21 protein-coding genes and 1 tRNA gene are annotated in these 26,117 nt (G+C 47.0%); 13 read left to right on the top strand and 9 right to left on the bottom strand.

Going from position 1 to position 26,117, the window contains the following annotated elements; all coding sequences use genetic code 11:
- Window positions 1-50 precede the first annotated feature (50 nt).
- Both KGF88_RS04370 and KGF88_RS04365 read left to right on the top strand, forming a co-directional pair.
- A complete protein-coding gene (locus KGF88_RS04370; protein WP_162014470.1) occupies window positions 51-635 on the top strand; it encodes a cell division protein ZapC domain-containing protein in 585 nt (194 codons plus the stop codon).
- A gap of 46 nt (window positions 636-681) precedes the next feature.
- Complete coding sequence (locus KGF88_RS04365; protein ID WP_153825639.1) at window positions 682-2,499, top strand: 5'-nucleotidase C-terminal domain-containing protein; 1,818 nt, start codon at window positions 682-684, stop codon at window positions 2,497-2,499.
- 22 nt (window positions 2,500-2,521) lie between these two features.
- Here the strand turns inward: KGF88_RS04365 and KGF88_RS04360 are convergent.
- Window positions 2,522-2,598: transfer RNA gene (locus KGF88_RS04360), tRNA-Met, on the bottom strand.
- 177 nt (window positions 2,599-2,775) lie between these two features.
- Between KGF88_RS04360 and rlmKL the strand changes: the two genes are divergently transcribed.
- The 5 genes from rlmKL (at window position 2,776) to rmf (ending at window position 9,220) form a co-directional block, all read left to right on the top strand.
- Window positions 2,776-4,908, top strand: coding sequence for a bifunctional 23S rRNA (guanine(2069)-N(7))-methyltransferase RlmK/23S rRNA (guanine(2445)-N(2))-methyltransferase RlmL (gene rlmKL / locus KGF88_RS04355; RefSeq protein WP_153825640.1), 2,133 nt, complete (start codon window positions 2,776-2,778; stop codon window positions 4,906-4,908).
- Window positions 4,901-5,155, top strand: a complete 255-nt coding sequence (locus tag KGF88_RS04350) for a glutaredoxin family protein (protein ID WP_110075078.1) — start codon at window positions 4,901-4,903, stop codon at window positions 5,153-5,155. The genes rlmKL and KGF88_RS04350 overlap by 8 nt, the downstream gene beginning before the upstream one ends.
- Window positions 5,152-7,095 (top strand): ATP-binding cassette ATPase Uup, encoded by a 1,944-nt coding sequence (gene uup, locus KGF88_RS04345; protein WP_153825642.1) that lies wholly within the window; start codon window positions 5,152-5,154, stop codon window positions 7,093-7,095. The genes KGF88_RS04350 and uup overlap by 4 nt, the downstream gene beginning before the upstream one ends.
- Window positions 7,096-7,102: 7 nt before the next feature.
- Entirely contained in the window at window positions 7,103-8,851 is a 1,749-nt protein-coding gene (locus tag KGF88_RS04340; RefSeq protein ID WP_153825643.1) for a DUF3466 family protein, read from the top strand.
- A 195-nt stretch (window positions 8,852-9,046) separates the two neighbouring features.
- Window positions 9,047-9,220 (top strand): ribosome modulation factor, encoded by a 174-nt coding sequence (rmf, locus tag KGF88_RS04335; RefSeq protein WP_153825644.1) that lies wholly within the window; start codon window positions 9,047-9,049, stop codon window positions 9,218-9,220.
- Window positions 9,221-9,312: 92 nt separating this feature from the next.
- On the opposite strand, the gene fabA is transcribed toward rmf, so the two are convergent.
- From fabA to KGF88_RS04295, 8 genes are all read right to left on the bottom strand, one after another.
- Window positions 9,313-9,825 (bottom strand): 3-hydroxyacyl-[acyl-carrier-protein] dehydratase FabA, encoded by a 513-nt coding sequence (gene fabA / locus KGF88_RS04330; protein WP_153825645.1) that lies wholly within the window; start codon window positions 9,823-9,825, stop codon window positions 9,313-9,315.
- Between the two features lie 95 nt (window positions 9,826-9,920).
- The gene (locus tag KGF88_RS04325) at window positions 9,921-11,837 is read right to left on the bottom strand and encodes an AAA family ATPase (protein ID WP_153825646.1); all 1,917 of its coding nucleotides are present in this window, start codon (window positions 11,835-11,837) and stop codon (window positions 9,921-9,923) included.
- A 101-nt stretch (window positions 11,838-11,938) separates the two neighbouring features.
- On the bottom strand, window positions 11,939-12,832 hold the full coding sequence (locus KGF88_RS04320; RefSeq protein WP_153825647.1) for a TraB/GumN family protein: 894 nt from the start codon (window positions 12,830-12,832) through the stop codon (window positions 11,939-11,941).
- Between the two features lie 584 nt (window positions 12,833-13,416).
- Entirely contained in the window at window positions 13,417-16,506 is a 3,090-nt protein-coding gene (locus tag KGF88_RS04315; RefSeq protein WP_153825648.1) for an efflux RND transporter permease subunit, read from the bottom strand.
- Window positions 16,503-17,552 carry an efflux RND transporter periplasmic adaptor subunit gene (locus KGF88_RS04310; protein ID WP_110075099.1) on the bottom strand — a complete coding sequence of 350 codons (1,050 nt, stop codon included), beginning with the start codon at window positions 17,550-17,552 and terminating at the stop codon, window positions 16,503-16,505. Before KGF88_RS04310 ends, KGF88_RS04315 begins: the two co-directional genes overlap by 4 nt.
- Window positions 17,553-17,681: 129 nt before the next feature.
- The gene (locus tag KGF88_RS04305; RefSeq protein WP_110075100.1) at window positions 17,682-18,611 is read right to left on the bottom strand and encodes an SPFH domain-containing protein; all 930 of its coding nucleotides are present in this window, start codon (window positions 18,609-18,611) and stop codon (window positions 17,682-17,684) included.
- A gap of 85 nt (window positions 18,612-18,696) precedes the next feature.
- Window positions 18,697-19,176: an NfeD family protein gene (locus KGF88_RS04300; RefSeq protein ID WP_153825649.1), complete on the bottom strand. Its 480-nt coding sequence runs from the start codon at window positions 19,174-19,176 to the stop codon at window positions 18,697-18,699.
- A 119-nt stretch (window positions 19,177-19,295) separates the two neighbouring features.
- The gene (locus KGF88_RS04295; RefSeq protein ID WP_153825650.1) at window positions 19,296-19,685 is read right to left on the bottom strand and encodes a hypothetical protein; all 390 of its coding nucleotides are present in this window, start codon (window positions 19,683-19,685) and stop codon (window positions 19,296-19,298) included.
- A 222-nt stretch (window positions 19,686-19,907) separates the two neighbouring features.
- On the opposite strand from KGF88_RS04295, the gene ccoN reads away from it, so the two are divergent.
- The 6 genes from ccoN to KGF88_RS04265 all read left to right on the top strand — a co-directional run bounded on the left by ccoN (window position 19,908) and on the right by KGF88_RS04265 (window position 26,117).
- Window positions 19,908-21,368, top strand: a complete 1,461-nt coding sequence (ccoN, locus tag KGF88_RS04290) for a cytochrome-c oxidase, cbb3-type subunit I (RefSeq protein ID WP_110075103.1) — start codon at window positions 19,908-19,910, stop codon at window positions 21,366-21,368.
- Window positions 21,369-21,379: 11 nt separating this feature from the next.
- Window positions 21,380-22,000 (top strand): cytochrome-c oxidase, cbb3-type subunit II, encoded by a 621-nt coding sequence (ccoO, locus tag KGF88_RS04285; RefSeq protein WP_153825651.1) that lies wholly within the window; start codon window positions 21,380-21,382, stop codon window positions 21,998-22,000.
- 1 nt (window position 22,001) lies between these two features.
- On the top strand, window positions 22,002-22,190 hold the full coding sequence (locus KGF88_RS04280; protein ID WP_110075105.1) for a cbb3-type cytochrome oxidase subunit 3: 189 nt from the start codon (window positions 22,002-22,004) through the stop codon (window positions 22,188-22,190).
- Window positions 22,183-23,133 carry a cytochrome-c oxidase, cbb3-type subunit III gene (gene ccoP / locus KGF88_RS04275; RefSeq protein ID WP_153825652.1) on the top strand — a complete coding sequence of 317 codons (951 nt, stop codon included), beginning with the start codon at window positions 22,183-22,185 and terminating at the stop codon, window positions 23,131-23,133. Before KGF88_RS04280 ends, ccoP begins: the two co-directional genes overlap by 8 nt.
- Before the next feature lie 61 nt (window positions 23,134-23,194).
- Entirely contained in the window at window positions 23,195-23,692 is a 498-nt protein-coding gene (locus tag KGF88_RS04270) for a FixH family protein (RefSeq protein WP_110075107.1), read from the top strand.
- Window positions 23,693-23,696: 4 nt separating this feature from the next.
- Window positions 23,697-26,117: a heavy metal translocating P-type ATPase gene (locus tag KGF88_RS04265; protein ID WP_153825653.1), complete on the top strand. Its 2,421-nt coding sequence runs from the start codon at window positions 23,697-23,699 to the stop codon at window positions 26,115-26,117.

Here is a 26,117-nt window from a genome sequence, read left to right as displayed (position 1 = left end):
TAAAGCATAGTCAAAGTTCACTCGCAATAACGATAACGACAAGGTTGAACGTGCACGTAAATATCCAGTGGCAATGGTTCTGTGAGCCAGCAACAAAGCATCTCGGTATCCAGCTTGAGTCTGGCACAGCACACCTATGCCCTTATAAAGCCAGTAGACTGATTCCTTTGTACCCCTTGCAAGCGAGCCTAACAACCGATGAAGCTCAGTTGTTTCAAGAGTTTACTGAATGTTTAGAAGAAGTTAGCCCACTTATTGAGACAAGCATTCAGCAACCTTGTAACTCAGACTGGGTACAGGCCGCAGGGCTGAATTTACTGATTATCCAGCGTTTTGGGCGGCCACAATTGCCTCAGAGTTGGTATTTTCAAGAAGCTTTAATCGCCGAACAAACCCAACAAGAACTAAAACTCGGGGCCCTAGTACAGCTTAATTCGGGGCTGCAACAAGGGCTCTGTGTGGTGTTGCAGCAAGATGGTGAATTTGCTGAATGCATGGTGTTGGGAGCAGAATTTGTGTTATCCGATGTGAAAACATTACGCCAGTTTGATGTGTTCAAGGTCATGATTAATCGTTTACAACGAGGCCCTCATGAAACTCATGCTGACGGTAGTCCTACTCTGCGGTTAGCCTAAAGGCGTCATCTTACTCCTGTTGTTAAGCTAGTTGAGTCTGTAACCTATGAAATTACCCGGTCATATTGCTGCAACTGTTACTTTGTTAGCCAGTGCAATCAGTCTGGTGTTAACCCCGAGCCATGCGTTAGCCACACCAACACTACCAGCTACCAGCAGTGCTGCTGCACCTAGCCTCCATTTACGTATTCTCAGTACCAGCGATGTTCATGGCCAATTTATCGGGAAAAATTACTTTACCGAACAACCAGTAGCAGCAGGTTATGCACACTTAGCCAAGGTCATCGAAGAAGCCCGGGCGGAAGCAGACTTGCATGTGTTAATTGATAACGGTGATCTCATCCAAGGTAGTCCTATGACGGACTGGATGGTAACCGCAGCAGCTAGCGAACAGCCGTTGCCACTCACTCAAGTGATGAATGCCCTGCAGTTTGATGTGGCCAACTTAGGCAATCATGAATTTAATTACGGTCTAGATTACCTTGCCCAAGCCTATGCTGGTGCAAATTTTCCGCTGCTTAGCGCCAATCTTAAACCCTTGACCGAAGCGGCCAAGAATAAATTAAAGATTGCGCCTTGGGTGATGTTAGAAAAGCAGCCTGCACAGGCATCGTTACCAGCTGTTAAAGTTGCAGTGATTGGGGTACTACCGCCGCAAATCATGCAGTGGGATGCCCATTATTTACAGCATCAAGTTGCGGTAGAGGGGATGTATGAAGCAGCCCAGCGAAGTGTGCAAGAGGCCCAACAACAAGGAGCCGAGGTGATCATTATCGCAGCTCATACGGGGTTGCCGAAAAATTCTCGCGAGACCCATAGCAGTGAGCAAGATGTTTGGTCGCTTGCGCAAATTGACGGCGTAGATGCAATCGCATTTGGCCATCAGCATGAGTTATTCCCCGGTACTGATGCTTACCAATTAAATCCTGACGTAGATAGCGAAGCCGGCACCATTCATGGTGTTGCAGCATCGCAGCCTGGTGCACAAGGCGAGTACCTTGGCGTGATAGATCTCTATTTACAGTGGCAGCAACAAGGTTGGCAAGTTAGTCGCAGTAAGAGTCATTTACGAGCTGCGGCGGCAACTCCAGACACAAATATTCAGGCGTTATTAGCAGAGGCTGATCAAGCTACTTTGGCTTATATGAAGCAACCCATTGGGCATACAGAGGTAGCATTATCACATCAATTATCACGGTTACAGCCCACGACCGCCATGCAACTCTTGCATGATGCTCAGCGGTGGTATGTGGAGCGTTATCTAGATGGTTTGGCCGATGAGTCTTCCACTAGCACCGAACAATCATGGCAACGGTTGCCATTACTGAGTGCTGCGGCTCCTTTTTTTGCCGCAACCTCAGCAGAGGAGGCCGCGCAACAGCAGTTTACTTTTATCAATGCAGGCCCAGTTACCATCGGCGATGTGGGTAATTTATATCGATATCCCAATACTTTGGACGTTGTCAAAATATCGGTGGCACAACTACAGCAATGGTTAGAAATCAGCGCGGCCGCGCTTAAAGTAGGCAGTAACGAAGAGCCATACAGTTGGGTTGAGAGCCAAGTGCCTTCTTATAATTTTGATACGATTGCCGGCATCAAGTACCAGATTAATGTGAGTCAACCCATAGGTCAGCGCATCACCATCCTCGATCAGATAGCAACGGAAGAAGTCTTGGTCGTAACCAATAATTATCGCGCTAATGGCGGTGGTGATTTTGCCGGATTAGATGGCAGTCAGATAGTGTTTAGCAGCCCAGATCAAATTCAGCATATTCTTATCGAGTATCTGAAACAGTTACCACAACCCTATTTAGCAGGGCAACAGCTGGATAAGAATTGGATTATTGTTGACCGGGAATAGTCGGAAAAATCAAGTAAGGAATTGGTTGCGGGGGCAGGATTTGAACCTACGACCTTCGGGTTATGAGCCCGACGAGCTACCAGACTGCTCCACCCCGCGTCCGATGAAGTGCATAGTATAGAGTTAGTTCTGCAAACGCAAGCCCCCGTTGAATCGTTCGCTTAGTTATTAACCGATATTGATTTGATTGCTGCTTTTACGTCCATATCGAGCAATACAGCAGCCTCATCTTTCGGTATAATCTGTTTCTATCTTTCTTAATAAGTGATTATTTTCATGTCGGCAACTCTGCAACTTTTTGCAACCTGCGCCAAAGGTCTCGAGCCTTTATTGTTTGATGAACTGAACCAGTTGGGTATTACCCAAGTGCGCCAAACAGCTGGCGGCTGCTGGTTCGACTGCTCCTTAGAGCAGGCCTATCAAGTGTGCCTGTGGACTCGGTTAGCGAATCGAGTGTTATTAAAATTGGGCGAATGCTTCGTCAAGCAAGCCCAAGACATTCCATTGGCCGTTGCCCAAACTGAATGGGAACAGGTTTTTGCGCCTGAAGATACGTTCTTAATTGATTTCAGCGGTCGTCATCCAGATATCCGCCACACGCAATTTGGTGCGCAGCTAGTCAAAGACGGTATTGTGGATCGCTTTAGAGAACAATTAAACCAACGACCTTCAGTTAGCAAAGAGCCTGACGTTCGTATTAATGCTCACTTACATAAAGATAAGCTTACTTGGTATTTAGATTTAGCGGGTGAGAGCCTGCATAAACGTGGCTATCGGCAACAGCAGGGTGCTGCACCGTTACGTGAAACCTTAGCGGCGGCGGTGGTGATTCGTGCGGGTGTTGATACCACAACTGAAGTAGTCATGGACCCATTCTGTGGTTCGGGCACCTTACTACTTGAAGCAGCAATGATTCGTTATCAGTTAGCGCCTGGCTTACAGCGCAGCTATTGGGGCTTTCAAGCATGGATGGGGCACCAACACAGCTTGTGGTTACAAGTGCGTGAGCAAGCAGAGCAGCGTTTTGCCGAAGCTATCGCCGAGCCTAGCGCTAGGTTTTACGGACGCGACAATGATCCACGCATGCTGGGGATTGCCCGACAAAATGCCGAACGGTTGGGATTAAGCCATGTATGTGACTGGCAAGTAGGGGATGCGGAGCATGCAGAACCGGCCGTAAATGCGGCAGAACAACACACCGCACCTTTGCTTATTTGTAATCCACCCTATGGTGAGCGGCTTGGCGAAGAAGTTGAAACGCTGCTGTTGTATCGTCGTTTTGGTCAGCAATTACGGCAACAGTTTTCCGGTTGGCAAGTGGCGGTTCTAGCCGGTGATGAAACTCTCTTAAAACGTCTTAAGTTACGTAGTCAACGCAAATACAAGTTGTTTAACGGTGCCATTGAGACTTTATTGGCTACTTACGACTTAACCGTAGAGCAACCTGAATTTACCCAAACGCAATCAAACGACCTTGCCAACAGATTACGGAAAAACTACCAAAAATTAGAAAAATGGGCGGCAAAAGAAGGGGTTAACGCATGGCGTCTGTATGATGCCGACCTTCCAGAATACAATGCAGCCGTTGATGTCTACGATGATTGTATTGTGATTCAAGAATATGCAGCGCCGAAAGACATTCCGCCGGCGGTAGCTAAAGATAGATTATGGTTTTTAATCGATACCTTAGCCTCTGAGTTGCCTTTTAAAGCTGAAAACATGACCTTAAAGGTGCGGCAACGGCAGGCTGGTAAACAGCAATATCAAAAACAGACCCCGCGTGGCTTAGTTCGGATAGTGCATGAATACGGCGTGCAGTTTGAGGTGAATCTGAGTGACTATTTAGACACAGGGCTATTTTTAGATCATCGTTGGGCACGCCGAGAATTAGGTAAAATCAGTGCGGATAAGAGTGTTCTGAATTTGTTTGCCTACACCTGTTCGGCATCGGTGCATGCCGCAATGGGCGGTGCTAAAGAGGTGGTTTCAGTCGATTTATCTAAAACTTATTTGGCCTGGGGCGAACGCAATTTCCACCTCAACAAGCTCAACACGCGCGCCCATCAGTTTATTCAAGCTGATTGTATTGCATGGCTTAGAGAACAACGGCCACAGCAGCGCTACGACGTGATTTTCCTCGATCCGCCCACGTTTTCAAACTCTAAGCGGATGGATGATGTTTTAGATGTTCAACGTGACCACGTGCAATTGTTAAAACTAGCAGCACGGTTGTTGAAAGACGACGGGGTGATTTTGTTTTCCAACAACAAACGCAAATTCAAGCTTGATAACGAGGCTTTAGCTGAAGCCTTTTTGGTTGCAGAAGACCTAACCAAGCGCTCTATTTCTGCTGATTTTGAGCGCCACAAAGGCATTCACCATTTGTTCAAGGTACGCCACAGTGGCTGACTATTATCTGCTTAGCAAACCTCATTGTCCTTTGTGTGACCAAGCTAAGCTGCTCGTTGAACAAGCCATGCAGCAAGCGGTTCAGTCACCAGCAACGGGCTGGCGTCTGCATGTGGTTGATATTACCCAACAACCCGAGCTACTAGCAGAGTACGCTTGGTTGATCCCTGTATTAGTGCGCGCTAGCGACGATGCCGAGTTACGTTGGCCGTTTGCAACAGCACTTGAGGATTTTTTAATAGCATGAATATTGTAAGAATTCAGAATGCGCAATTAGCCTTTGGCAACGATGCCATTTTAGACCATGTTGACCTAACCATTGAAGCAGGCGAGCGGGTCTGTTTAGTGGGCCGTAACGGTGCCGGTAAATCGACGCTACTCAAGGTTATCGACGGCGAAGTGCAGCTCGATGACGGGGCAGTGCAATTGGTCGGTGATACGGTTGTTGCTAGATTGCCGCAAGATCCACCAGCAAACTCAGAGCAGTCGGTATACGATTATGTTGCTGAAGGTTTAGCTGAGGTGGGCGATTTACTTAAAGATTATCACCATACCCTGCAACAGCTCGAACAGGAGCATGATAGTGACCAAATCATGAATGATTTGGCGCGCTTACAGACCGCTTTAGAAGCGGCCGATGGCTGGCAGTTACAAACCCGCATAGAACAAGTGTTAACGCAGCTAGCACTACCTGCCGATAGCACCATGGCGGCGCTCTCGGGCGGTTGGCTACGACGGGTAGCATTAGCCCGTGCACTGGTGGTCAATCCTGATTTGTTGCTGTTAGATGAGCCTACTAACCACCTCGACGTAGAAATGGTGCGGTGGTTAGAAGAGCGGGTTAAAGACTTTCGTGGTGCGGTGCTATTTATCAGCCACGACCGGGCCTTTATTCGTCATCTAGCAACTCGTATTATTGATTTAGATCGGGGCCAATTAAATAGTTATCCCGGTAGTTACGATGCCTACTTAGAGCTCAAGCAACATCAGTTGGAAGTTGAAGAGACTCACAACGCTGAGTTTGATAAAAAACTGGCTCAAGAAGAGACCTGGATCCGTCAGGGCATTAAAGCACGGCGGACTCGCAATGAAGGCCGCGTCAGGGCGTTAAAAGAGCTCCGAAAACAACGTGCGCAACGCCGCGAACAGCAAGGTTCGGCCAAGTTAGCTGTGCAGGAAGCCAGTAAATCAGGCAAGCTGGTGTTTGATGGCAGTGATGTTAATTTAGCGTTCGGTGATAAAACCATCCTACGCCAGTTTGAGTTTACCTTACAACGCGGTGACAAGGTTGCCTTGGTAGGACCGAATGGTTGCGGCAAGAGTACGTTGATCAAAGTTTTGCTGGGACAACAAGCGGCAGATTCCGGGCAGATCAAGCTAGGGACTCACTTACAAGTCGCTTATTTTGATCAGCATCGAGCGCAACTAGATCCTAATCTAACCATTGCTGAAAACGTAGGTGATGGTAAGCAGGATGTTACCTACAATGGTAAAACTCGACATATTCTGAGCTACTTACAAGATTTCTTATTCTCACCTAAACAAGCCAGAACGCCGGTAAGAGCTTTATCTGGCGGAGAGCGTAACCGAGCTTTATTAGCCAAACTGTTTTTAACCCCAAGTAATTTCTTGATCTTGGATGAACCTACCAACGACCTTGATATCGACACCTTAGAGCTGTTAGAGCAAATTGTGGCAGATTATCAGGGGACGGTAATCTTGGTCAGCCACGATCGTGAATTTGTGGATAATACGGCGACAAGCGTGCTGTTATTTGAAGGTGAGGGTAAAGTAACCGAAATCGTGGGTGGCTTTACCGAAGTAAATCATTATTTAAGCCAAACTGCGGGAACTAATTCGGCTGCCAGCAAGTCACAGCCTGCAGCATCTGCAAGTAGTAGCAGCACTGCGGCAAGTAAAGAATCTGCTAACAAGGGTTCAGCTGCGCCGCGTAAAAAGTTATCCTACAAGCTGCAACGTGAATTAGAACAATTACCGCAACGGATTGAAGCGTTAGAGCAGGAGCAAGAGCACTTGCAACAACAAACCAGTCAGGCTGATTTTTTTACTCAGCCGCATTCAGTTACTGCGCCGGTATTAGAGCGATTAGGCGAATTAGAACAAGAACTTATGGCCGCGCTAGAGCGCTGGGACGAATTAGAAAATTTACAACAAGAGAGTCATTGAATTCCTTATGAAACAGTTTAAAACCAAAGCACTTACGCTGGCAGTAGCCGGTTTATTAAGCAGTAGTTTTAGTGCCGCAGCTATGGCCGATAGCTACACCTTTACCGTACTCCCAGAAACGCACAGTCAAGTTCGGGCTAGTTTTCCGCGCAATATCAACGATAGTGGGTTGATCACCTTACATGGTCGCTTTTCTGCTAACACCGAGATTGATTTTGATCTTATGACCGATAACTTAAAAGGCTATATCGGTTTAGATGAAGATTTTGATCCTGCCACCGATAGCTTAACTGAGGCCCAATATTGGGGACTCGTTCAAGTGCTGGCTGATCGAGAGAATGCAAATAGTGCTGAGTTGCGTATTGCTACTGATTTTGCTGGAACTTATAACGGTCAAGATATCCTGTTTCATGGCTTACTCAACGGTACCGACGGGGCCGTATCAAGCCAAGAAAAATCAGCGGATCATGCCTTTTTAGGTTTGAATAACAATAACGTGAGAGTAGGTTGGGCATCTGCGCCTTACACTCGCTTTGATCACACGTATCAACCTGAACCAGCTGAAGAGGGTGGCGAGATGCCAGACCCCATCACGTTAAACTTTGCTGAGCGTGAGTACATCAGTCGTGGTTTGTGGTTTGATGGCACTAATTACAGCTTAATTGCGCCGCCAGAGCAGGAATACTTAGGTGGTGAAGCACAAATCTTTGCCATCAATGACACCAATTTAGCCGTAGGTAACGCTAGTGTGGCGTTATTCCCAGCTGCTCAAGAGCGAGTAGATGCTTGTATTGAAGACTTTACCCCAGCGTCCAATCGCGCCGTTTATACCTGTATTTGGAATCTTTGGTACGGTTTTCAGCGCGAAGCAGCCTTAGGCGGCTCTTTTACTGCTAATGGCTCTCTTTACGATATGCATGCAGCCGTGTGGCAACTTGATGACCAAGGCCAGGTTATTTCAGAAACTCTGTATCCGCCATTGCGTGAGCGTTCAGAAGATGATGGAGCCTACTGGTCTGCTTATGCTTATGCAGTCAACAACAACGGCATTGCGGTAGGCCAAAGCTGGACTTACTACAACGACGTAGAACAACCGGGCAACCGGATTAAAATGCCAGTGGTTTACCAAAATGGCGAAACTAAAGCGATCACGACAGATGAGGAATACATTTGGGGCTCGGCGACTGCCATCAACGATGAAGATCAGGCAACGGGTTTTGTGATTCGTACCATCCAAGGGGTACGTCGCGCTATTGGCTTTATCTATGATGTAGAAGCTGAAACTTTCGCTGAGTTACCAGGCTTTTTCGAGGGTTCAAGCACCTATCCCAATGCCATCAACAATCAAGGCTTAGTGGTGGGCTCAGGTGAAATCGATTACACCCTGAACGCCGAACGCCGTCGAGTTGGTTTTGTTTATGACTTAAATAAACCAGATGTTGGTTTTATCAACCTCAATGATGCTATTGGTTGCAGTGCGGACTATTACATAGTGTCGGCAGACGATATCAACGAAGATAATCAAATCTTGGCCACCGCGTTAACGACCATCGAAGAAACCACAGAAGAGGGTGATACCTACACTCGTAATGTCTATGCGACGCTGAAGCTGGATACAGCCGCAGGCGAGGTTACAGGTTGCTCTACTGAGGATGAGATAATTACACGTGAAGGCGCTGCCACATCTCCTTTTGGCTTGATTGCTATGTTCTTGATTGGTGGCCTTATTACTATTCGTCGCTTAATCAAGGTTTAACTGGCAATAATCTTCTAAGTAAAGCCTTCTGACAAACTGGCGTAATATCATCAACTTAACGGTAACGATGATATTACGCCATTTTTTTAGCTTGAACTCCCTGATTAAGTTGCTATCTATTAAAGGGAGAGCAGTCAAAAAAACGTCATGCTCTTGTCATAAATCAAAAACGACAATTGGACGAGGAAGGTAAATATGAAACGACAAAAACGCGATCGCCTCGAACGTGCTCACGCACAGGGGTTCAAAGCCGGAGTATCTGGTCGTTCTAAGGAACTGTGTCCTTATCAAAACCAGGATGTTCGATCTCAGTGGCTAGGCGGTTGGCGCGATGCGATGGAAGCTCGTGGCGTTGGTCTGTTCCGCTGATGCGTCCTCATCAGAAACAGCTACAATAAAGCCGAATGAAATAAGCCCGCATAAGAGCGGGCTTTCTTTTAGCAGGACGAGACACTAACCTTTTAAAAGGTGGAAGTGTCTGTAAATAAACCTACTTTCAAATCTTTTGCAGTATAGATAGTTTTGCCATCCACTTCGACGCGACCATCAGCAATACCCATGTACAATGAACGTTTCAACACACGCTTCATATCGATGTGATAGGTGACTTTTTTCGCCGTAGGTAGAATCTGACCGGTAAACTTCACTTCGCCAACGCCTAACGCGCGACCACGACCGGGGCCACCTAAACAGGCCAAGAAAAAGCCAGTAAGTTGCCACATGGCATCCAAACCTAAGCAACCAGGCATGACAGGATCACCAATAAAATGGCAATCAAAAAACCATAGATCTGGGTTGATATCTAACTCGGCATGAATGTAGCCTTTGTTGTAGGCACCGCCGGTTTCAGTAATTTCTAAAACCCGATCCATCATCAACATATTCGGGGCAGGGAGCTGACTATTGCCGGGACCAAACATTTCGCCACGAGCGCATGCCAGAAGTTCTTCGCGGGTGAAGCTAGACTGTTTCATAAAGACCTTTATTACAGCTAAAGAATAAGTGTTCGCAAATACCCGCTCAGATTAGCGAACACTTGTACGCTTAACAAGTCCGATTTGTTCTTTATTTAAAACCAGCGTTGCCACCATGACGTGGGTTTTTCTATATGCTGTAGTTCGCTAAGTCGTTGTTCTATCTTAGCGTATAGTTGTTTCTGCGGCTCGTTGGTCAATAACTCTAAGGCTGCAGTAACGTGTTCAACGGCATAAATATGAAACTTTTCGGCAGCTACCGCAGCAATCACTTCATGATCAAGATTAAGCTGGCTTAAATTGGCTTGAGGAATGATGACGCCTTGCTTGCCGGTTAGTCCACGCGCTTGGCAAAGCGCAAAATAACCTTCTATCTTTTCGTTGACGGCGCCGATGGCTTGTACTCGACCAAATTGATCGACTGCGCCGGTAATAGCTAAGCCTTGCTCAATAGGAGCCTCAGCTAGTGCCGACAGCAGACAGCAAAGCTCAGCCAAAGAGGCACTATCGCCATCAACTTCGTGATAAGACTGCTCAAATACAATGGTAGCCGACAGACTCATAGCATCATTGCGAGCGAATACATTGGCTATATAGGCACTTAAAATCATCACCCCTTTGGTATGAATACTACCACTGAGCTCTGATTTTCGGTCGATGTCAATAATATCGCCGTCACCGTAATGCACGGTTGCCGTAATCCGGCTTGGCTCACCAAATTCAGACCCACCCGCAGTAACCACGGTTAATCCATTGATCTGGCCGATAACCTGACCACTGGTTTCAATGTAGACTTGACCTTCTAAGATAGCGCGGCGACTCAACTCAGCGATGTAGCCATCACGCTGCTTGCGTTGTTCAAGCACTTGTTCAAGGTGTGCTGCACTAATCTGTTGCTGCTGTTGTTGGGCGGCAATGCCATTGGCTTCACGCAAAAATTGCATTAAGGCGATAGTGTCTAGTGTTAACTCTGTTTGAAAATCAGTCAGACGAGTCGCAAACTTTAACAAGGGCGCAATAGCATCAGGCGCTAATGGACGTACCGCAGCCTCACGCTCAACATAAGCTAAATAGTCAAAATAAGGGGCTAGGGGAGCTTGAGCTAGCGAATAATGAGATGAAAAGTCCGCTAAATAAGGGAATAGGTTATCAAAATCACGGTCTACTTCGCGTAATTGGGCGTAAATATCACGATCCCCTAATAACAATACTTTCAGCTGCACAGGAATAGGTTCTGGCTGGTAATAAGCTGCAATGTGAGCTTCGCCTGGTGCTTGCCAATGCATCATACTGGTGCGCAGAACGTATTTTAATTTGCGCCACAAGCCGGGCTGCAAGAACAGCTCTTCGGCATCAATGGCCAGCACGCCACCATTAGCACGCAGCAAGGCGCCGGGCTCAATTAAATGCAGATCAGAAGAAATGGTTCCTTCAACGGATTGAAGCCGAATACTACCAAACAAACTCGCATCGGTAACTCTGTCGCAATAAGTAAAAGGCTCTGGCTGGGCCGGCTGTCGTACTAATATAGTAGCAAGTTCAGCACCGGGCAGATCGTCAAAAGTTTTGTCTGAAATGAGCTCTAAATAGTGCTTTACCCGCGCACTGGTAAAGGTTTCCAGCATATATTCAAGCAACGGTTGTCGAACATTCACGGCGGCTTGTAGAAATTCCCATAGCTTGATGACAAAGCTATCTGCTTGGCCGGCATTTACGTCGATACATAATGGCTGGTTAGCTGAATCCGGATTAGCCACATAGAGCCAATCGCGTTGACTATGAGCGCTTTGCCAGCCTTGTTGCGTAGGTAACTCGGCCAACACATCTAAGGCCCGTAAGCCAGCTGGCGTCACAATAAAACCATGGGCGTAACGACCGCAAATACTTAACGCTTGCTCAATCGCATGAAGCGCTCGCTGTTGCCCAATGAGAGGGTTAGGAGCTGAAGTGACCGGACGTTGTGCCGCCCATTCGGTGAGATTTGGTTGTAAAGCTTGCGCCGCAATCCGCATAATTTGCCGTTCTCCTTTTATAGACAGCTATGATAGCCGAAATAAGGGGTAACTGACCATGTTTGTTAGCGTTTGCGACGCATTTGTAGAGACTTTAAGTGTTAGTTAGTAGTAGGGCGTTCAACTTTGATTGCCTGCACTTGATAACCAGCCTCGCGCAACAAGGCAACCACACCCTGATCACCGCCTAAATGACCCGCACCTACCGCGATGAAACTTGGCTTAGTAGCCATCATTTGCGGTAGTTTTACCACCCAGTCACGGTTTCTGTCACTCAGTAATAGCGCTTCATATTCAGCAAATTCAGGCTGAGCCACGGTATAGGCATATAATTTGTCAGCGTCACCTTGGATATAAAGCTGGTTAAGTTTCTGCATCTCGGCTTGCGAGCTTGCAGGGTCTGAAATCATGTCCCACAACCAGTTAACTTGTTCAGCAACAGGTACTTGGTTAAATAGATCTAATTGAAACAAAGGTGTTTCTAGCTCAGCAATGGTATGCCCACCAAGTTGAGCTTGTTCAGCGAAATAACCGTCATAGGATGCCTGTTGCTGACAGTTCAACTGCATAGGTAAGAGCAAGCTGGTTAAAATAAACGGCCGTAAATGGCCAACCTGAGTTAAATCAGCGCCTAAATTATCAACAAAGTATTGATTCATCTGTTGATGCTGTTCAGCATTCAAAAACTTTCTTAAGTACTGTGCATCGGGCTGCGCAGAATGCTGTTGAAAGACCTGCGCCAAGGCTGGATCCGTTAAATCAATTTCTAGCACCAGTTGCTCAGTTTTAGCAAAAGCTTCAGTCACGCTTGGATCTATGTAGAAGTCATCCTGACAGAGCATATGCATGGTGCCATACAAATAAGATGGTTGAGTCAAATCCTTGCCACTAATTTGATAAAACAAATCAGCCTGAGCGCTAGGCGCAAACAACAAGCTAGAGCTACAAGTCACTGCCATAGCAACGCCAATCACATTCTTAAACCAAGCTTTCATGAATCGTCCTTAAATTGAGATGTCGTTAAATTTTCAATAACGAATACTAGGTGAGAGAGCTAAAACCAACAAGCAGCAAGCTACCGAAAAACCGTAACCAAAGGTTTCTAACTTGGCCTTATTCAGCTTGTTGAACGCCGAATAAGGCGGTAATGCCAAAGGAAAGAAATCTACCGCCATCTTCATGATTATATGATTGCGTATAATGTATATTATGTTAAATCAACGATTATTATTATCTTTAACAAGATGTGATGACTTACATTTCTACAAGATTCTTAGCTAGTTCTGAATTTAAATCCGCTTTACTCCACATAGAGTTCATAGCTTTTCAGATTAGTTTGCAGGCCTGGCAAATGTAGCTAATTAAAACTCTCATCCTTAGCTTCATTAAACTTAATGATAGCAACTCACCTCTCTGTAACTTATCTCCCTGCAACTAAAATTCATCTAGCACCGGTAGCGTTATTTGGGTTTCTTGGTGGGCGCTTCTTAGTGTTCATCGATTTGTTTTCGCTATTCAAAAAAAAGCCCCGCATCAATGCGAGGCTTTTATAAACTTTCGATAGTGAGCCGTTAAGTGATTACAACTCCCCGGCTTTTTCCATTTCATCAGCCAGACGATCACTTTCATCAGCACGTGGTTTGGTGAAACGTGCAATAGCTAGGTACATAACCGGCGTTAAATATAAAGTGAATACCACAGCAAAAGCCAAGCCACCAAAGACGACCCAACCAATAGCATTACGGGCCTCAGCCCCTGCACCCATGGAAAGGATCAGTGGTAATGCGCCTAGCAAGGTAGATACCAAGGTCATCATAATCGGCCGCAAACGAATTGCCGCAGCATTTTCGACTGCCTCACGTACGGATTGTCCGTGGTCGCGCAGTTGGTCCGCAAACTCAACTAGCAAAATGGAGTTTTTCGCGATTAAGCCAATCAACATAACTAAACCGATTTGCGAGAAAATATTGATTGAGGTACCCGTCACAAACAACGCAAACAAGGCTGCAGCTATGCCAAAAGGTACTGTGGCCATGACAACTACGGCACTATTCACACTTTCAAACTGCGCTGCTAGTACTAGAAAGACGATAACAAAGGCCAAGATGTAAGTTAAGGCTACTTCCCGTTCGGTTTCTTCGTAAGCTTCCGCCTCACCTAACATCACTAAACCAATCCCACTCGGCAATTCTTCAGCTGCTAATTGTCTTAGTTTATCAACCACATCTTCGATCGGCATGGATTCTGGTAACTGCATGTCAATCTCGATAGCACGCCGTTGTGCGCGTCGGCCAAGGTCTGCGGCAACACCTTCTTCTGAAATGGTCGCAATACTTGAAAGAGGCACTAAACCTGACGCTGATGACCCCACATAAAGATTCATTAAATCGGAAGGATCATTAATCAGGCTGCGTTGTGCTTGCAGAATGATCCGCACGGACTGATCGCCCACGTTCAAATCGGCAACATTATCGCCATTAATCGCGGCGCGTAATGTCGTCGAGATGTCACTCAGCGGCACCCCGAGCTCTTCTGCGCGTTTGCGATCAATATTGACCCGTAACTGCGGCTGCGTAGGCTGATACGAAATTCGCGGAAAACCAACCTCTGGTAAATCTTTTTGAATGCGTGCGGTATATTTCTTCGCAGCTGCAAAAATGGTTTGGTAGTCCTCACCCGTTAACGCCACTTGTAAACCACCACCTTGGCCACGCAGGTTAAGGCTATTAGAACCGAAGGCGCGAGCTGGAGCCCCAGGAATATTGGTCAGCGGCCCGTTTATTTCATTAATGATATCTTGTTGCGAACGCTCGCGCTGCTCCCAATCCGTTAACCGTACGGTGATGAACACTAGGTTTGGATCCCACTGCCCTACGGTTGTATTGATACTATCGACATCGCCACCGTTGACGTATGGCAATAGAATTTCTTCCATTTGCCGCGCTTGGCGGTCCATAAAATCAATCCCAACACCATCAGGGCCACGGGCGAAGATACGAATGGTGCCACGGTCTTCTGATGGCATTAATTCACTATCTACATTGCTGTACGACCATACCGCTGAAATTGCAATCAAAGTACAAGCAATGAACACCCACCAAGCCTTATCTAATGCAAAATGAAGGGTTTTGGCATAGCCATCACGAAGCTTCCCGCCCCATTGCTGCAACTTATTCGCTTGTTTTTCTTCTTTAAGCGGTAACCGGGCGGTCAAAGCTGGTACTAATGATAGCGCCACAAACGATGAGATAATGACTGCGGCTGCTAACACCCCGCCAAATTCACGGAATAGGCGCCCCGCTGTCGAAGGTAAAAAAGCAATAGGAACGAACACCGCTACTAACACTGCAGTCGTAGCGATAACCGCAAAGAACACTTCACGAGTACCAACCACTGCGGCAGCGCGAGCGCCCAGCCCCATGGTGCGGCGTCGTTGAATATTCTCGGATACCACGATGGCATCATCGACAATCAAGCCCGTTGCCAACACCAACGCCAACAAGGTCAAAATATTGATGGAGAAACCTAGTGCCCAAATCACTGCGATAGAACCAATGAGGCCCACCGGAATAGCTAAAGAAGGCACAATGGTTGCTCGGCCTGAACCGATGAACACCCACAAGGTGGCAACCACTAGTAAGATAGTTAAAGCAAGAGAAACAAAGACTTCTTCTACTGAGCTGCGGATAAACTTGGCGTCATCTGAGGTGACTTCAATTTCGAGTTCAGGAAACTGAACCTTGAGTTTTTCGACGAGAGCCAACACTTCATCAGAGATCTCAATGGTGTTAGAGCGAGCCTGCCGAATAATACCAACCCCAAGCACAGGCTTACCATCAAGGCGCACCATGCTACCTGCATCCGCGGGGCCAAAATAAACCGTAGCAACATCACCAACTCGGGTATCGCCACGAACAACGATATCTTCAACATCTTTAACAGTAACTGAGCTAGCATCTGCTCGCACGATAAGTTGTTGATCCGTCGATTTTAAGCTACCCGCGGGTACATCAAACGGAGCTTGTCGTAAAACTTGCGAAACATCGGTAACGGCAAGGTTATAACTAGCTAAACGTAACGGATCTAAAATAACCCGTAACACCCGCGCCCGATCGCCGTTAAGGCGCACATCGGCAACACCAGGAACCCCTAAAAAAGCTGGAGCTATGTCAGTCTCGACGCGTTCCGTGAGGGTTTCAAGATCCAGCGTCGAGCTAGAAACGGAGAGGTTTACCACAGCTTGAGAATCATTATCAGCTTTAATAATGGCAACATTCTCAACTTCTTCCGGCAACATCCGCTGTACTCGACTCACAGATTCACGGGTTTCGTTGGCGGCATCATCAAGATCCACACCGGGTCTGAATTCAACCACAATGCGTGAGCTACCCTCTTCGCTCGACGCTCGTATCGACTTCACGCCGCTCACTCGAGCGACAGCGCCCTCAAGCTGACTGGTAACTTCAGTATCGACAGTTTCTGGTGCAGCACCTGGGAAACTTGCCGAAACGGTCAATAACGGTCGGTCTACATCAGGAAGTTCGCGAACTTCAACGCCATTAATAGCTGCATAGCCCGCAATGATGATAAGTAAATTAAGAACAATAACTAAAATCGGCCGGCGGATTGATAACGACGGGAGATCATTGAGTTGCGGGGTCCATTTCATGGCTGTGCCGCCTCTTTATTCAGTGGGTTTAAGGCTTGGCCTGGACGTAATGCCTGAACGCCCTCAACCACCAGTTCGTCACCTAACTGTAACGCTCCATCAACTAAGGCTCGGCCAGCGAGACGCTGCCGAATATCCACATCAACGCGAGTGGCCTTGCCATCTTTGTTCAGCCACACATAGGCGCCGTCGGCACTCCACATCAGCGCAGCTTCTGGTACCACAGCATAACTGTCGCCTTGCATTTCTAGCGCCACTCGAAAGCTCATACCCGGCCGGAACTGATCGTTACTGTTATCCATCACCGCCCGAACCCGCAAAGTTCGGTTGGTGGCATCGATCCGAGAATCAATCTCTACGATGTCAGCCGGATAAGCGGCTTCTCGGGCATTCCATGGGCGCACGAACAATTCTGCCTGGTTCATGAGCATTTCCATGGCTGCTTCAGGCGCGCGAAAATCAACAAACAGCCGATCACGCTGATCAATGGTGGTGATTAAGGTCTGTGGATTTATGCGATCGCCAACTTCAACGTCAGTGATACCAACAACGCCACTAAAAGGAGCAATCACGCGGCGGTCGTTAATTTCGTCGGCAATTTCTTTCAAGGTAATCTCAAGCAGGTCGCGGGCTGTGATAGCATCATCAAGTTCACTCTGCGGCACGGCTCCTTGCGCGCGGCTTTTTTGCAGCCGTTCTACGGTGCGTTCAGCATCCGCTAACTGAATCTGCGTTCGCTGTAAGGCGATTTGTTCACGGCTATCGTCTAGTTGAACCAACACAGCACCCTGTTCTACCCGATCGCCAGGCTTGAAATTGACCGCCTTAACTTCATCGGTAACCGCGGGATACAACGCCACTGAGCGCACTGCTTCAGCATAACCGACGGCGTCAACACGACGTTGAATGCGTTCAAAACCAATCGATTCCGTTAATACAACTGCAGCACGATCACCACCCCATTGCTGGGCTTGTACCTGAGCTGGTAGCCCCTGCAAGAGTAAAATGGTGCTTACTATTAAGCTGGTTTTGGTTAACAACCGCATTCCCTGTGTCCTTTACAAAATTGTGTCAGTTTACGAATAGTCTTATTTGAACAAATTTGATCAAAAAAGGCCGCTCATGTTCGATGAACGGCCTTTTCTTTACGCCCAAAGTTTTATAAGTGTAACTAATTATTTTTTCTTGATGATTTCAGTTAATCCAGCCACCGCACCACCAATATCTGCAAGCTGTGCCGGCAAGATTAAGGTGTTTGTTTCTTTCGCTAAATTACCGAACTCTTTCACATATTGTTCAGCAACCCGCAAGCTAACCGCATCCTGCCCACCTGGCTCTTGGATTGCTGCGGCAATTTTACGTAGACCTTCCGCAGTAGCAGTGGCAATCAGCTCGATTTCTTGCGCACGACCTTCGGCTTCGTTGATTTGCTTTTGTTTTTCCGCCTCAGACAAATTGATCACTTCTTGCTTGTGACCTTCTGAAACGTTAATCATCGCCTGGCGTTCACCCTCAGATTTCGCAATAGCGGCTCGACGTTCTCGTTCAGCCCGCATTTGTTGTTCTAATGCATCTTTAATACTCATCGGCAACTCAATATCAGAAATCTCATATCTTAAGACTTTGATACCCCATGGCGCGGCCGCTTCATCTAATGCTTGCACTACCACTTCGTTAATTTGCGCTCGCTCTTCAAAGGTTTTATCAAGATCCGTCTGGCCAATTACAGAACGCATGGTCGTTTGTGCTAGCTGAGACGCCGCATAACGGTAATCGTTAATGCCATAACTTGCCTTGTGCGCATCAACCACTTGGATATAAAGGACACCATTAATGCCTACTTGGATGTTATCGCGGGTAACACAGGCTTGGCGTTCTACGTCAATCACTTCTTCTTTTAACGTGTGCTGGTAGGCTACTTTGTCGATAAAAGGAATAAGGAAGTGGAAACCAGAATCTAAAGTTCGGTTGTATTTCCCTAAGCGCTCAATGACAAAATTAGAACGTTGCGGCACAATGCGCGCCGATTTCAGAATAATGATGATGGCGGCCAGCGCAAAACCAAGCGCTAGTACCGAATTGACGTTTATAATAGATTCGTTCATGTAGTTATCTCGCTCGTTAATTTTAATTCTAGTATCGATTTACCGCCGCAAACTTTCTTATCACTAGGCTTTTGTTTTTCGGTTTTTATTGTTCGCCATGAGTGTTAGCTGCTGCAGCTCGTTTTAGCTTTTCTTTTTGTACCGTCAACTGGATACCTTCATTGGCTACCACCCATGCGGTATCACCTGCTTCTAATTCATCTTCAGAAAAAGCATCCCACTGCACCCCATTAAGAGTTACCCGGCCAGCACCATGACGAAACCCTTTCACAACCGTAACCCGAGCACCGATATCGCGTTGAAAATTCGGTTTGGATTCGTCCTCATCTGCCGTATAACCGGAAAACCACTGTTTTATCCGGCCTCGCGCCAACCATAAAAGAGCCAAGCTCACGATTCCGAAAACTGCAAACTGCGTTGCGATTTGATCAATCAAACCCCAATGCAAAAGTAGCCCAGTAACTATCGCCCCAATCCCCAGAAACACTGCAATGACGCTGGTTAGCATGAGTTCTGATAGAATGAGAATAACTCCAATGATTATCCAAACTAAGGCTATGGACATAGGTCTAATCCTTTGATTATTGCGTTATCACTAAGCCAATATAGCATGCAAAAGCTGGCTATGAATCGCTTAATTGTTTCAATTAGTGTCTTAAAAATAACTTGTGCTTGTGTCGCGCATTAATGCTGCTTGGTGCTGAATTCGAATACGTAAGGTGATAGCTGTTGTTCGCCATTTATTAGCGGTACCGTCACCCGCCATTGCATCAGAGGTTCAGCACAAGCGCCCAATAACAGCTCGGCCTGCCAGCGAGTCTGCGTTTGTTGCTGCCAAACTAATGGAATCGCTCCCATATACATATTCACTCCCGTAACTTTACTTAATTGCGGCTGTACCTGCTCTGGCAAGGTCAACTGGATAAGGATAGGCTGCTCTACCATAGGTTGATCTGGATCAATTTGATGGAAGATTTTTGTATCTGCGCTATGCTGAACCTGTGGCACTTTGTCGCTGCAGCCATACAAGAACACCATGCTGCAAACCACGAAAATAAAGACCTTAGTTTTCATACGGGTATAATCTACCTTGGTTAAAGGGTATTTTTAACTGGTCAAATTTCCACCAAGCGCCCGAAAGGCTTGATTTTTTCTCGGTTTTGACCTGTATTTTTTTGGTTAATGACCGTAAAATGGCATCGCTACTCAAACTACTTACTCAGTAGCTTGCTAGCAACTAATTATTATCACGTTACTCTGTCTCCTTAAATCAGAGCATCAACGCGGAATCCAAAAATGAGCCATACGAATCCACAACAAATTGAATATAACCTAAAGGTCGTCCGGCAGTTTGCTGTGATGACTGTAATTTGGGGAATCATTGGCATGTCACTGGGCGTATTTATTGCCGCTCAGCTGATCTGGCCTGAACTAAATTTTGATACCCCTTGGCTAACGTATTCTCGTCTTCGTCCGTTGCACACTAATGCGGTTATTTTCGCATTCGGTACTTCGGCCCTGATGGGAACATCGTTCTACATTGTCCAGAAGACTTGTAAGACAGCTTTATTTTCGAACAAGCTAGCTTCCTTTGTATTTTGGTCATGGCAAACCGTTATTGTTTTGGCGGTTATTACGTTACCACTAGGCCTAACCTCTACTAAAGAGTACGCTGAATTAGAATGGCCAATCGACATTCTGATCGCCCTCTCTTGGGTAGCCTACATCATTGTGTTCTTTGGTACTTTGGTAAAACGCCGTACCTCGCACATTTATGTAGCTAACTGGTTCTACGGTGGCTTTATCGTAACTATCGCTGTGTTACATATTGTGAACAGCATGGCAGTACCAGTGTCACTAACCAAATCTTACAGCCTCTATTCAGGTGCTGTGGATGCGATGGTGCAATGGTGGTATGGCCACAACGCGGTAGGCTTTTTATTGACGGCTGGCTTCTTAGGTATGATGTACTACTTCGTTCCTAAACAAGCTGAGCGTCCGGTGTATTCGTACCGGTTGTCGGTGGTTCATTTCTGGGCCCTTATCTCTTTGTACATCTGGGCCGGCCCGCACCACTTACACTACACTGCGTTGCCAGATTGGGCACAGTCGTTAGGTATGGTGATGTCGGTGATTCTGTTCGTGCCTTCTTGGGGCGGTATGATCAACGGTATCATGACCTTGTCAGGTGCTTGGCATAAGCTGAAAACCGATCCAATCTTGCGCTTCCTGATCGTCTCTTTGTCATTCTACGGCATGTCGACCTTCGAAGGTCCGATGATGGCAATCAAATCAGTAAATGCCCTATCGCATTACACTGACTGGACGGTAGGCCACGTACACTCTGGTGCTTTAGGCTGGGTAGCGATGATCACTATCGGTTCATTGTATTACCTGATTCCACGCCTTTGGAGCCAAACCCAAATGCACAGCGTAAAATGGATTAACGTACACTTCTGGTTGCATACCATTGGTGTGGTTCTCTACATTGTTGCGCTATGGATTTCAGGGGTGATGCAAGGCTTGATGTGGCGTGCAGTAAACGCAGCTGATGGTACTCTTACCTACAGCTTCGTAGAGAGCGTAGAAGCCTCTTATCCGTTCTGGTTCATTCGCTTTGTCGGTGGCCTGTTCATTGTTGCTGGGATGATCTTGATGGCAGTTAACTGCTATCGCACCATCCGTGCCGGTTCTCCAACCGTCGAGACTCTCGATGTTGAGCCAGCTCCAGCACACACTGCACCTCAGTCAGCGTAAGGAGTCGACTTATGAGCAAGAACGTAAAACACGAATTTGTTGAAAAGCGCGTTGGCTGGTTAGCCGTTCTCATGACTATTGCCATCTCTATCGGTGGCTTAGTGGAGATCACCCCGTTGCTGTTTCAAAAGCAAACTAACGAGCCAGTGTTAGGTCTTCAGCCCTACACCGCGTTAGAAATGGAAGGTCGTGACATTTATATTCGCGAAGGCTGTAACAACTGCCATAGCCAAATGATTCGTCCTTTCCGTGCCGAAACTGAACGTTACGGTCACTACTCACTTGCTGGTGAGCACGTTTGGGAGCATCCGCATTTGTGGGGTTCTAAGCGTACTGGTCCAGACTTAGCGCGAGTTGGTGGACGTTACAGTGATGAGTGGCACTATGTTCACTTGATGAATCCTCGCGATGTGGTGCCTGAGTCAAATATGCCTGCATTCCCGTGGTTAGCAGAAAACACCTTAGACGGTGAGTTAACTGCGAAGAAACTTGAAACATTCCGCTCGTTCGGCGTGCCTTATACCGACGAAGATATCGCCGGTGCCAAAGCTGCAGTTGAAGGTAAAACAGAAATGGAAGCCTTGATTGCATATTTGCAGGTACTAGGAACTGGCTTGACACAGGCTAAGTAAGATGGATTACATCACTTGGCGTAGTTTTTACACCGTTTTAGTTTTCGTACTGTTTATCGGTGTGGTTTGGTGGGCTTATAGCAAAGGTAGCAAGAAGCGCTTTGATGAGGCTGCCAATTCAATCTTTGACGAAGATGAATTAACCACAACCAATAAGAGTACTAAACAGGAGTCTAAGAATAATGAGTAGCTTCTGGAGTGCATGGATAATCGTGCTAACACTGGCCTTCTTGGTTGGTATTATCTGGCTGTTGCGTTGGAACATGTCAAATTATACCCACATCAAAGAAGGCGAACTGATGGACCACGAGTTCGACGGTATTGTGGAGATCAATAACCCACTACCGCGCTGGTGGATGATTCTGTTCTGGATCACTATCGTGTGGGGTTTTGTTTACCTAGCGTTGTATCCAGGTTTGGGTAACTTTGCCGGCTTACTGGGTTGGACCAGCTCTAACCAAGAAGTATTGTCATTAGAAGAGTCTCGAGCAGCCACCAAGGCTAATCGCGAAGCAGGTCTAATCGTACAGTATGACCGTGAAGTGGATTACGCAGATGAAACCTACGGACCAATTTTTGCGGCATTATCAGCTCGTCCAATTGAAGAGCTAGCGCAAGATGAGGAAGCAACCGAGATTGGCCAGCGCTTGTTTTTACAAAACTGCGCACAATGTCATGGTTCTAACGCGATGGGTGGCAAAGGCTTCCCTAACCTAACGGACGATGATTGGTTATATGGCGGTTCACCAGATGCCATCAAGCATTCTTTGATTGCTGGCCGCCGTGGTGCTATGCCAGCTTACGCAGGCCAGTTTAGCGATAAACAAATTACAGAATTAGCCAACTACGTATTAAGTTTAAGTGGTCGTAAAGTTGACCCAGAACTTGCTGCGGCAGGTAAAGCAAACTTTGTGATTTGTTCCGCATGTCATGGTCAAGATGGTAAAGGTAACTACGCCTTAGGCGCACCTAACCTGACTGACAACATTTGGTTGTACGGTAATTCACAAGAAACTATCGAAGAAACCTTACGTCACGGTCGTAACGGTGTGATGCCTGCCTGGAAAGATATTCTAGGAGAGGATAAGATACACGTTATTAGCGCGTACGTTTACGGGCTGTCGCAGGACTAATCGAAAAACCCCGCTCCTGCGGGGTTTTTTATTTTAACCACCTTGTGGAGGTGTCTAACCTATGGAAAAACCTTGGTACAAGCAGTTCTGGCCCTGGTTTCTGATGTCACTGCCATTTTCAGTGATTATTGCAATGATTATCACCCTGACCATTGCCGCTCGATATGGCGACAATCCTATGGTGGTGGATGATTATTATAAGAAAGGACGAGGCATTAACGCTGAAGTAGAGCGTGTACAAGCTGCTCAAGCATTAGGAATTGAATTTGATTTTAATCAGGTGGATCAGCAATTCACCCTGCGCTACCGTGGCGATAAGCCGCAGCAATTAACCGCACTCACGGTTAATTTTTATCATAGTACGCAATCAGATAAAGACTTTTCGCAAGTGTTAACAGCCGACGCTCAAGGCGTATTTAAAGGTGATTTACCCGCAACTGAAGCCGGTAAATGGACCATCACCATCACGCCATTTGATGATAGCTGGCGTTTATCGCAATCATTAAATCTACCAGCCTATCGCACCATCGTGCTTGAACCCTTAACTTACGGCGTCTAACCGCATGAGCAAAGTGCTTCCCGAAGCCCCTCCGGGGCTTTGTTTTCACTGCTTGCAGCCACTTCCTGATGATGGTGGCTATCAAGTGGTTATCGCTGATCAACAACGTCCCGTATGTTGTTATGGCTGTCAGGCGGTCGCAGAGACCATTGCGCAGCAAAACCTACTGCACTTTTATCAATATCGTGATACCAGTAATCCCCTCGCTATTCCATTGGTGCCAGAAGAACTGCAGCAACTTAGCGCTTATGATGACGAGCAATTACAACAACAATTTACTCGCACTCATGATGATCAATCGCGCAGCATGACACTGTCTGTAGAAGGTATGACCTGCTCGGCTTGTGCTTGGCTTATCGAACAGCACTTAGCTCGAATCGCCGGCGTTGTGCAAGCACAAGTGAACGCAACCACTGAACGTGTGCATATTACTTGGGTGCCAGCACAGGTTAAATTAAGTACCTTGCTACAAGCAATTGCGCAATTAGGGTACCGCGCTCTACCCTTTCAATCCGCCACCCAAGAGCAAGATTTCAAACGTAAACGCCGCTATTTTATTAATCGGCTTGGAGTGGCTGGTTTAGCCACCATGCAAGTGATGATGATAGCAGTTGCCTTGTATTTCGGGGTGCTGTCGGAATTTGACGAAAACTTGAAGCAATTTATGTGGTGGATTAGTTTGTTATTCGCCACGCCTGTATTGCTCTACAGCGCCCAACCTTTCTATTTAAGCGCGCTGCGCAGTATTCAAGCCCAGCGGCCCAACATGGACGTTCCCGTTAGTATTGCTCTGCTTGGTGCTTATGGGGCCAGTGCTTATGCCACCATCACTCATCAAGGTGAGGTGTATTTTGAATCCGTAGCCATGTTCACCTTCTTCTTATTGGTTGGACGCTATTTAGAATTATTAGCCAAACAAAAAGCGCTCAGCGCTGCTGCCAATTTAATTAAATTACTGCCAGCAGTGGCGGACCGTGAAGGCGCTGATGGTGAGATTGAGACCGTTCCAGTCAGTCAGTTACACCCGGGTGATGTGATTCGCGTACTCTCGGGCCATACACTACCGGCTGATGGTACCCTGTTGGACGGCACCGCATTAGTGAACGAAAGTGTGCTTACGGGCGAAAGTCGACCGGTACAAAAGCACAGGGGTGAGACCATGCTGGCTGGCAGCATCAACCAGCAGCAGACGGCTAGATTACAAGTAACTGCGATCCAACAAGATACCGTGTTGGCTAGTATTATCGCCCTACAAGATTTAGCGCTGTCACGCAAACCTAAACTAGCCCAAGTAGCTGAACGCCTGGCCAATCAGTTTGTCGTACAGGTACTTATTATGGCGGCACTTACGTTTCTTATATGGACCTGGATTGATCCGGCTGAAGCCTTTTGGGTAACCCTAGCGGTGTTAGTTGCCACCTGCCCTTGCGCCCTAGCCTTGGCCGCACCAACCGCTGTAACTGGAGCCATTCATAAATTAAATAAATCCGGCGTGCTGTTACGCAACGCCGATGTATTGCAAGTACTGCAGCAAGTCAAAACTGTGTTTGTTGATAAAACCGGCACCTTAACTAGCGGTGAGTTTAAACTACAACAGAGCTATGTTGCTCCTTGTAGCCCCTATGCGAGTGATCAGCTGCATGCCATAACCCAGGCGTTAGAGCACTACAGTGAACATCCTTTAGCACAACCGTTACGCCAGTTAACCACTACGAAATGCCAAGTTAGCCAAGTAGAAACCATCACTGGTGCTGGCTTGCAAGGTATTTGGCAGAACCAATCGGTACGTTTGGGCAGCTTAGCTTTTATTCAGCAGTGGCACCCCGAGTATCAGCCTCATTTACCTCAGGCGCAGGTGTTCTTAGCCAGTGTGGCTGGGGTGTGGGCCGAGTATCAGGTTGGCGATCAGCTTCGCAGCGATGCACAAATAGGTGTTGCCCGTCTGCAACAAGCCGGCTTCAAGGTAGTGATGTTAACCGGTGATCGATTAGAGCTGGCACAACCCATAGCACAACAATTAGGAATCACAGAAGTACAAGCTAACTGTCTACCCGCAGATAAACTCGCCTATGTGAGTGAGGCGCAACAGCAGCATCCGGTCATGATGATTGGTGATGGCATCAATGATGGGCCAGTTTTAGCCCAAGCTGATATTTCAGTCACCTTTGGCCATGCCGCTGATTTAGCGCGAACGGCAGCTGATGTGGTACTGATGCGTAATCAATTTAGTGCGGTGTTAAGCTTTGTTGACATAGCGGCCAAGAGCCGGACCATCCTGCGACAAAATATCATCTGGGCGTTGGTTTATAATGTCGGTATATTGCCAGTTGCTATGTTTGGTCTGGTAACCCCCTACATCGCCGCCATTGGTATGTCGGTTAGCTCGCTTATTGTGTTGCTTAATTCATTAAGGCTGTATCGATAA

The sequence above is a fragment of the Idiomarina loihiensis genome, from assembly GCF_024584785.1.
In the GTDB taxonomy this organism is placed as follows: Bacteria; Pseudomonadota; Gammaproteobacteria; order Enterobacterales; family Alteromonadaceae; genus Pseudidiomarina; species Pseudidiomarina fusca.
This window is presented reverse-complemented; position numbering and strand designations above follow the sequence as displayed.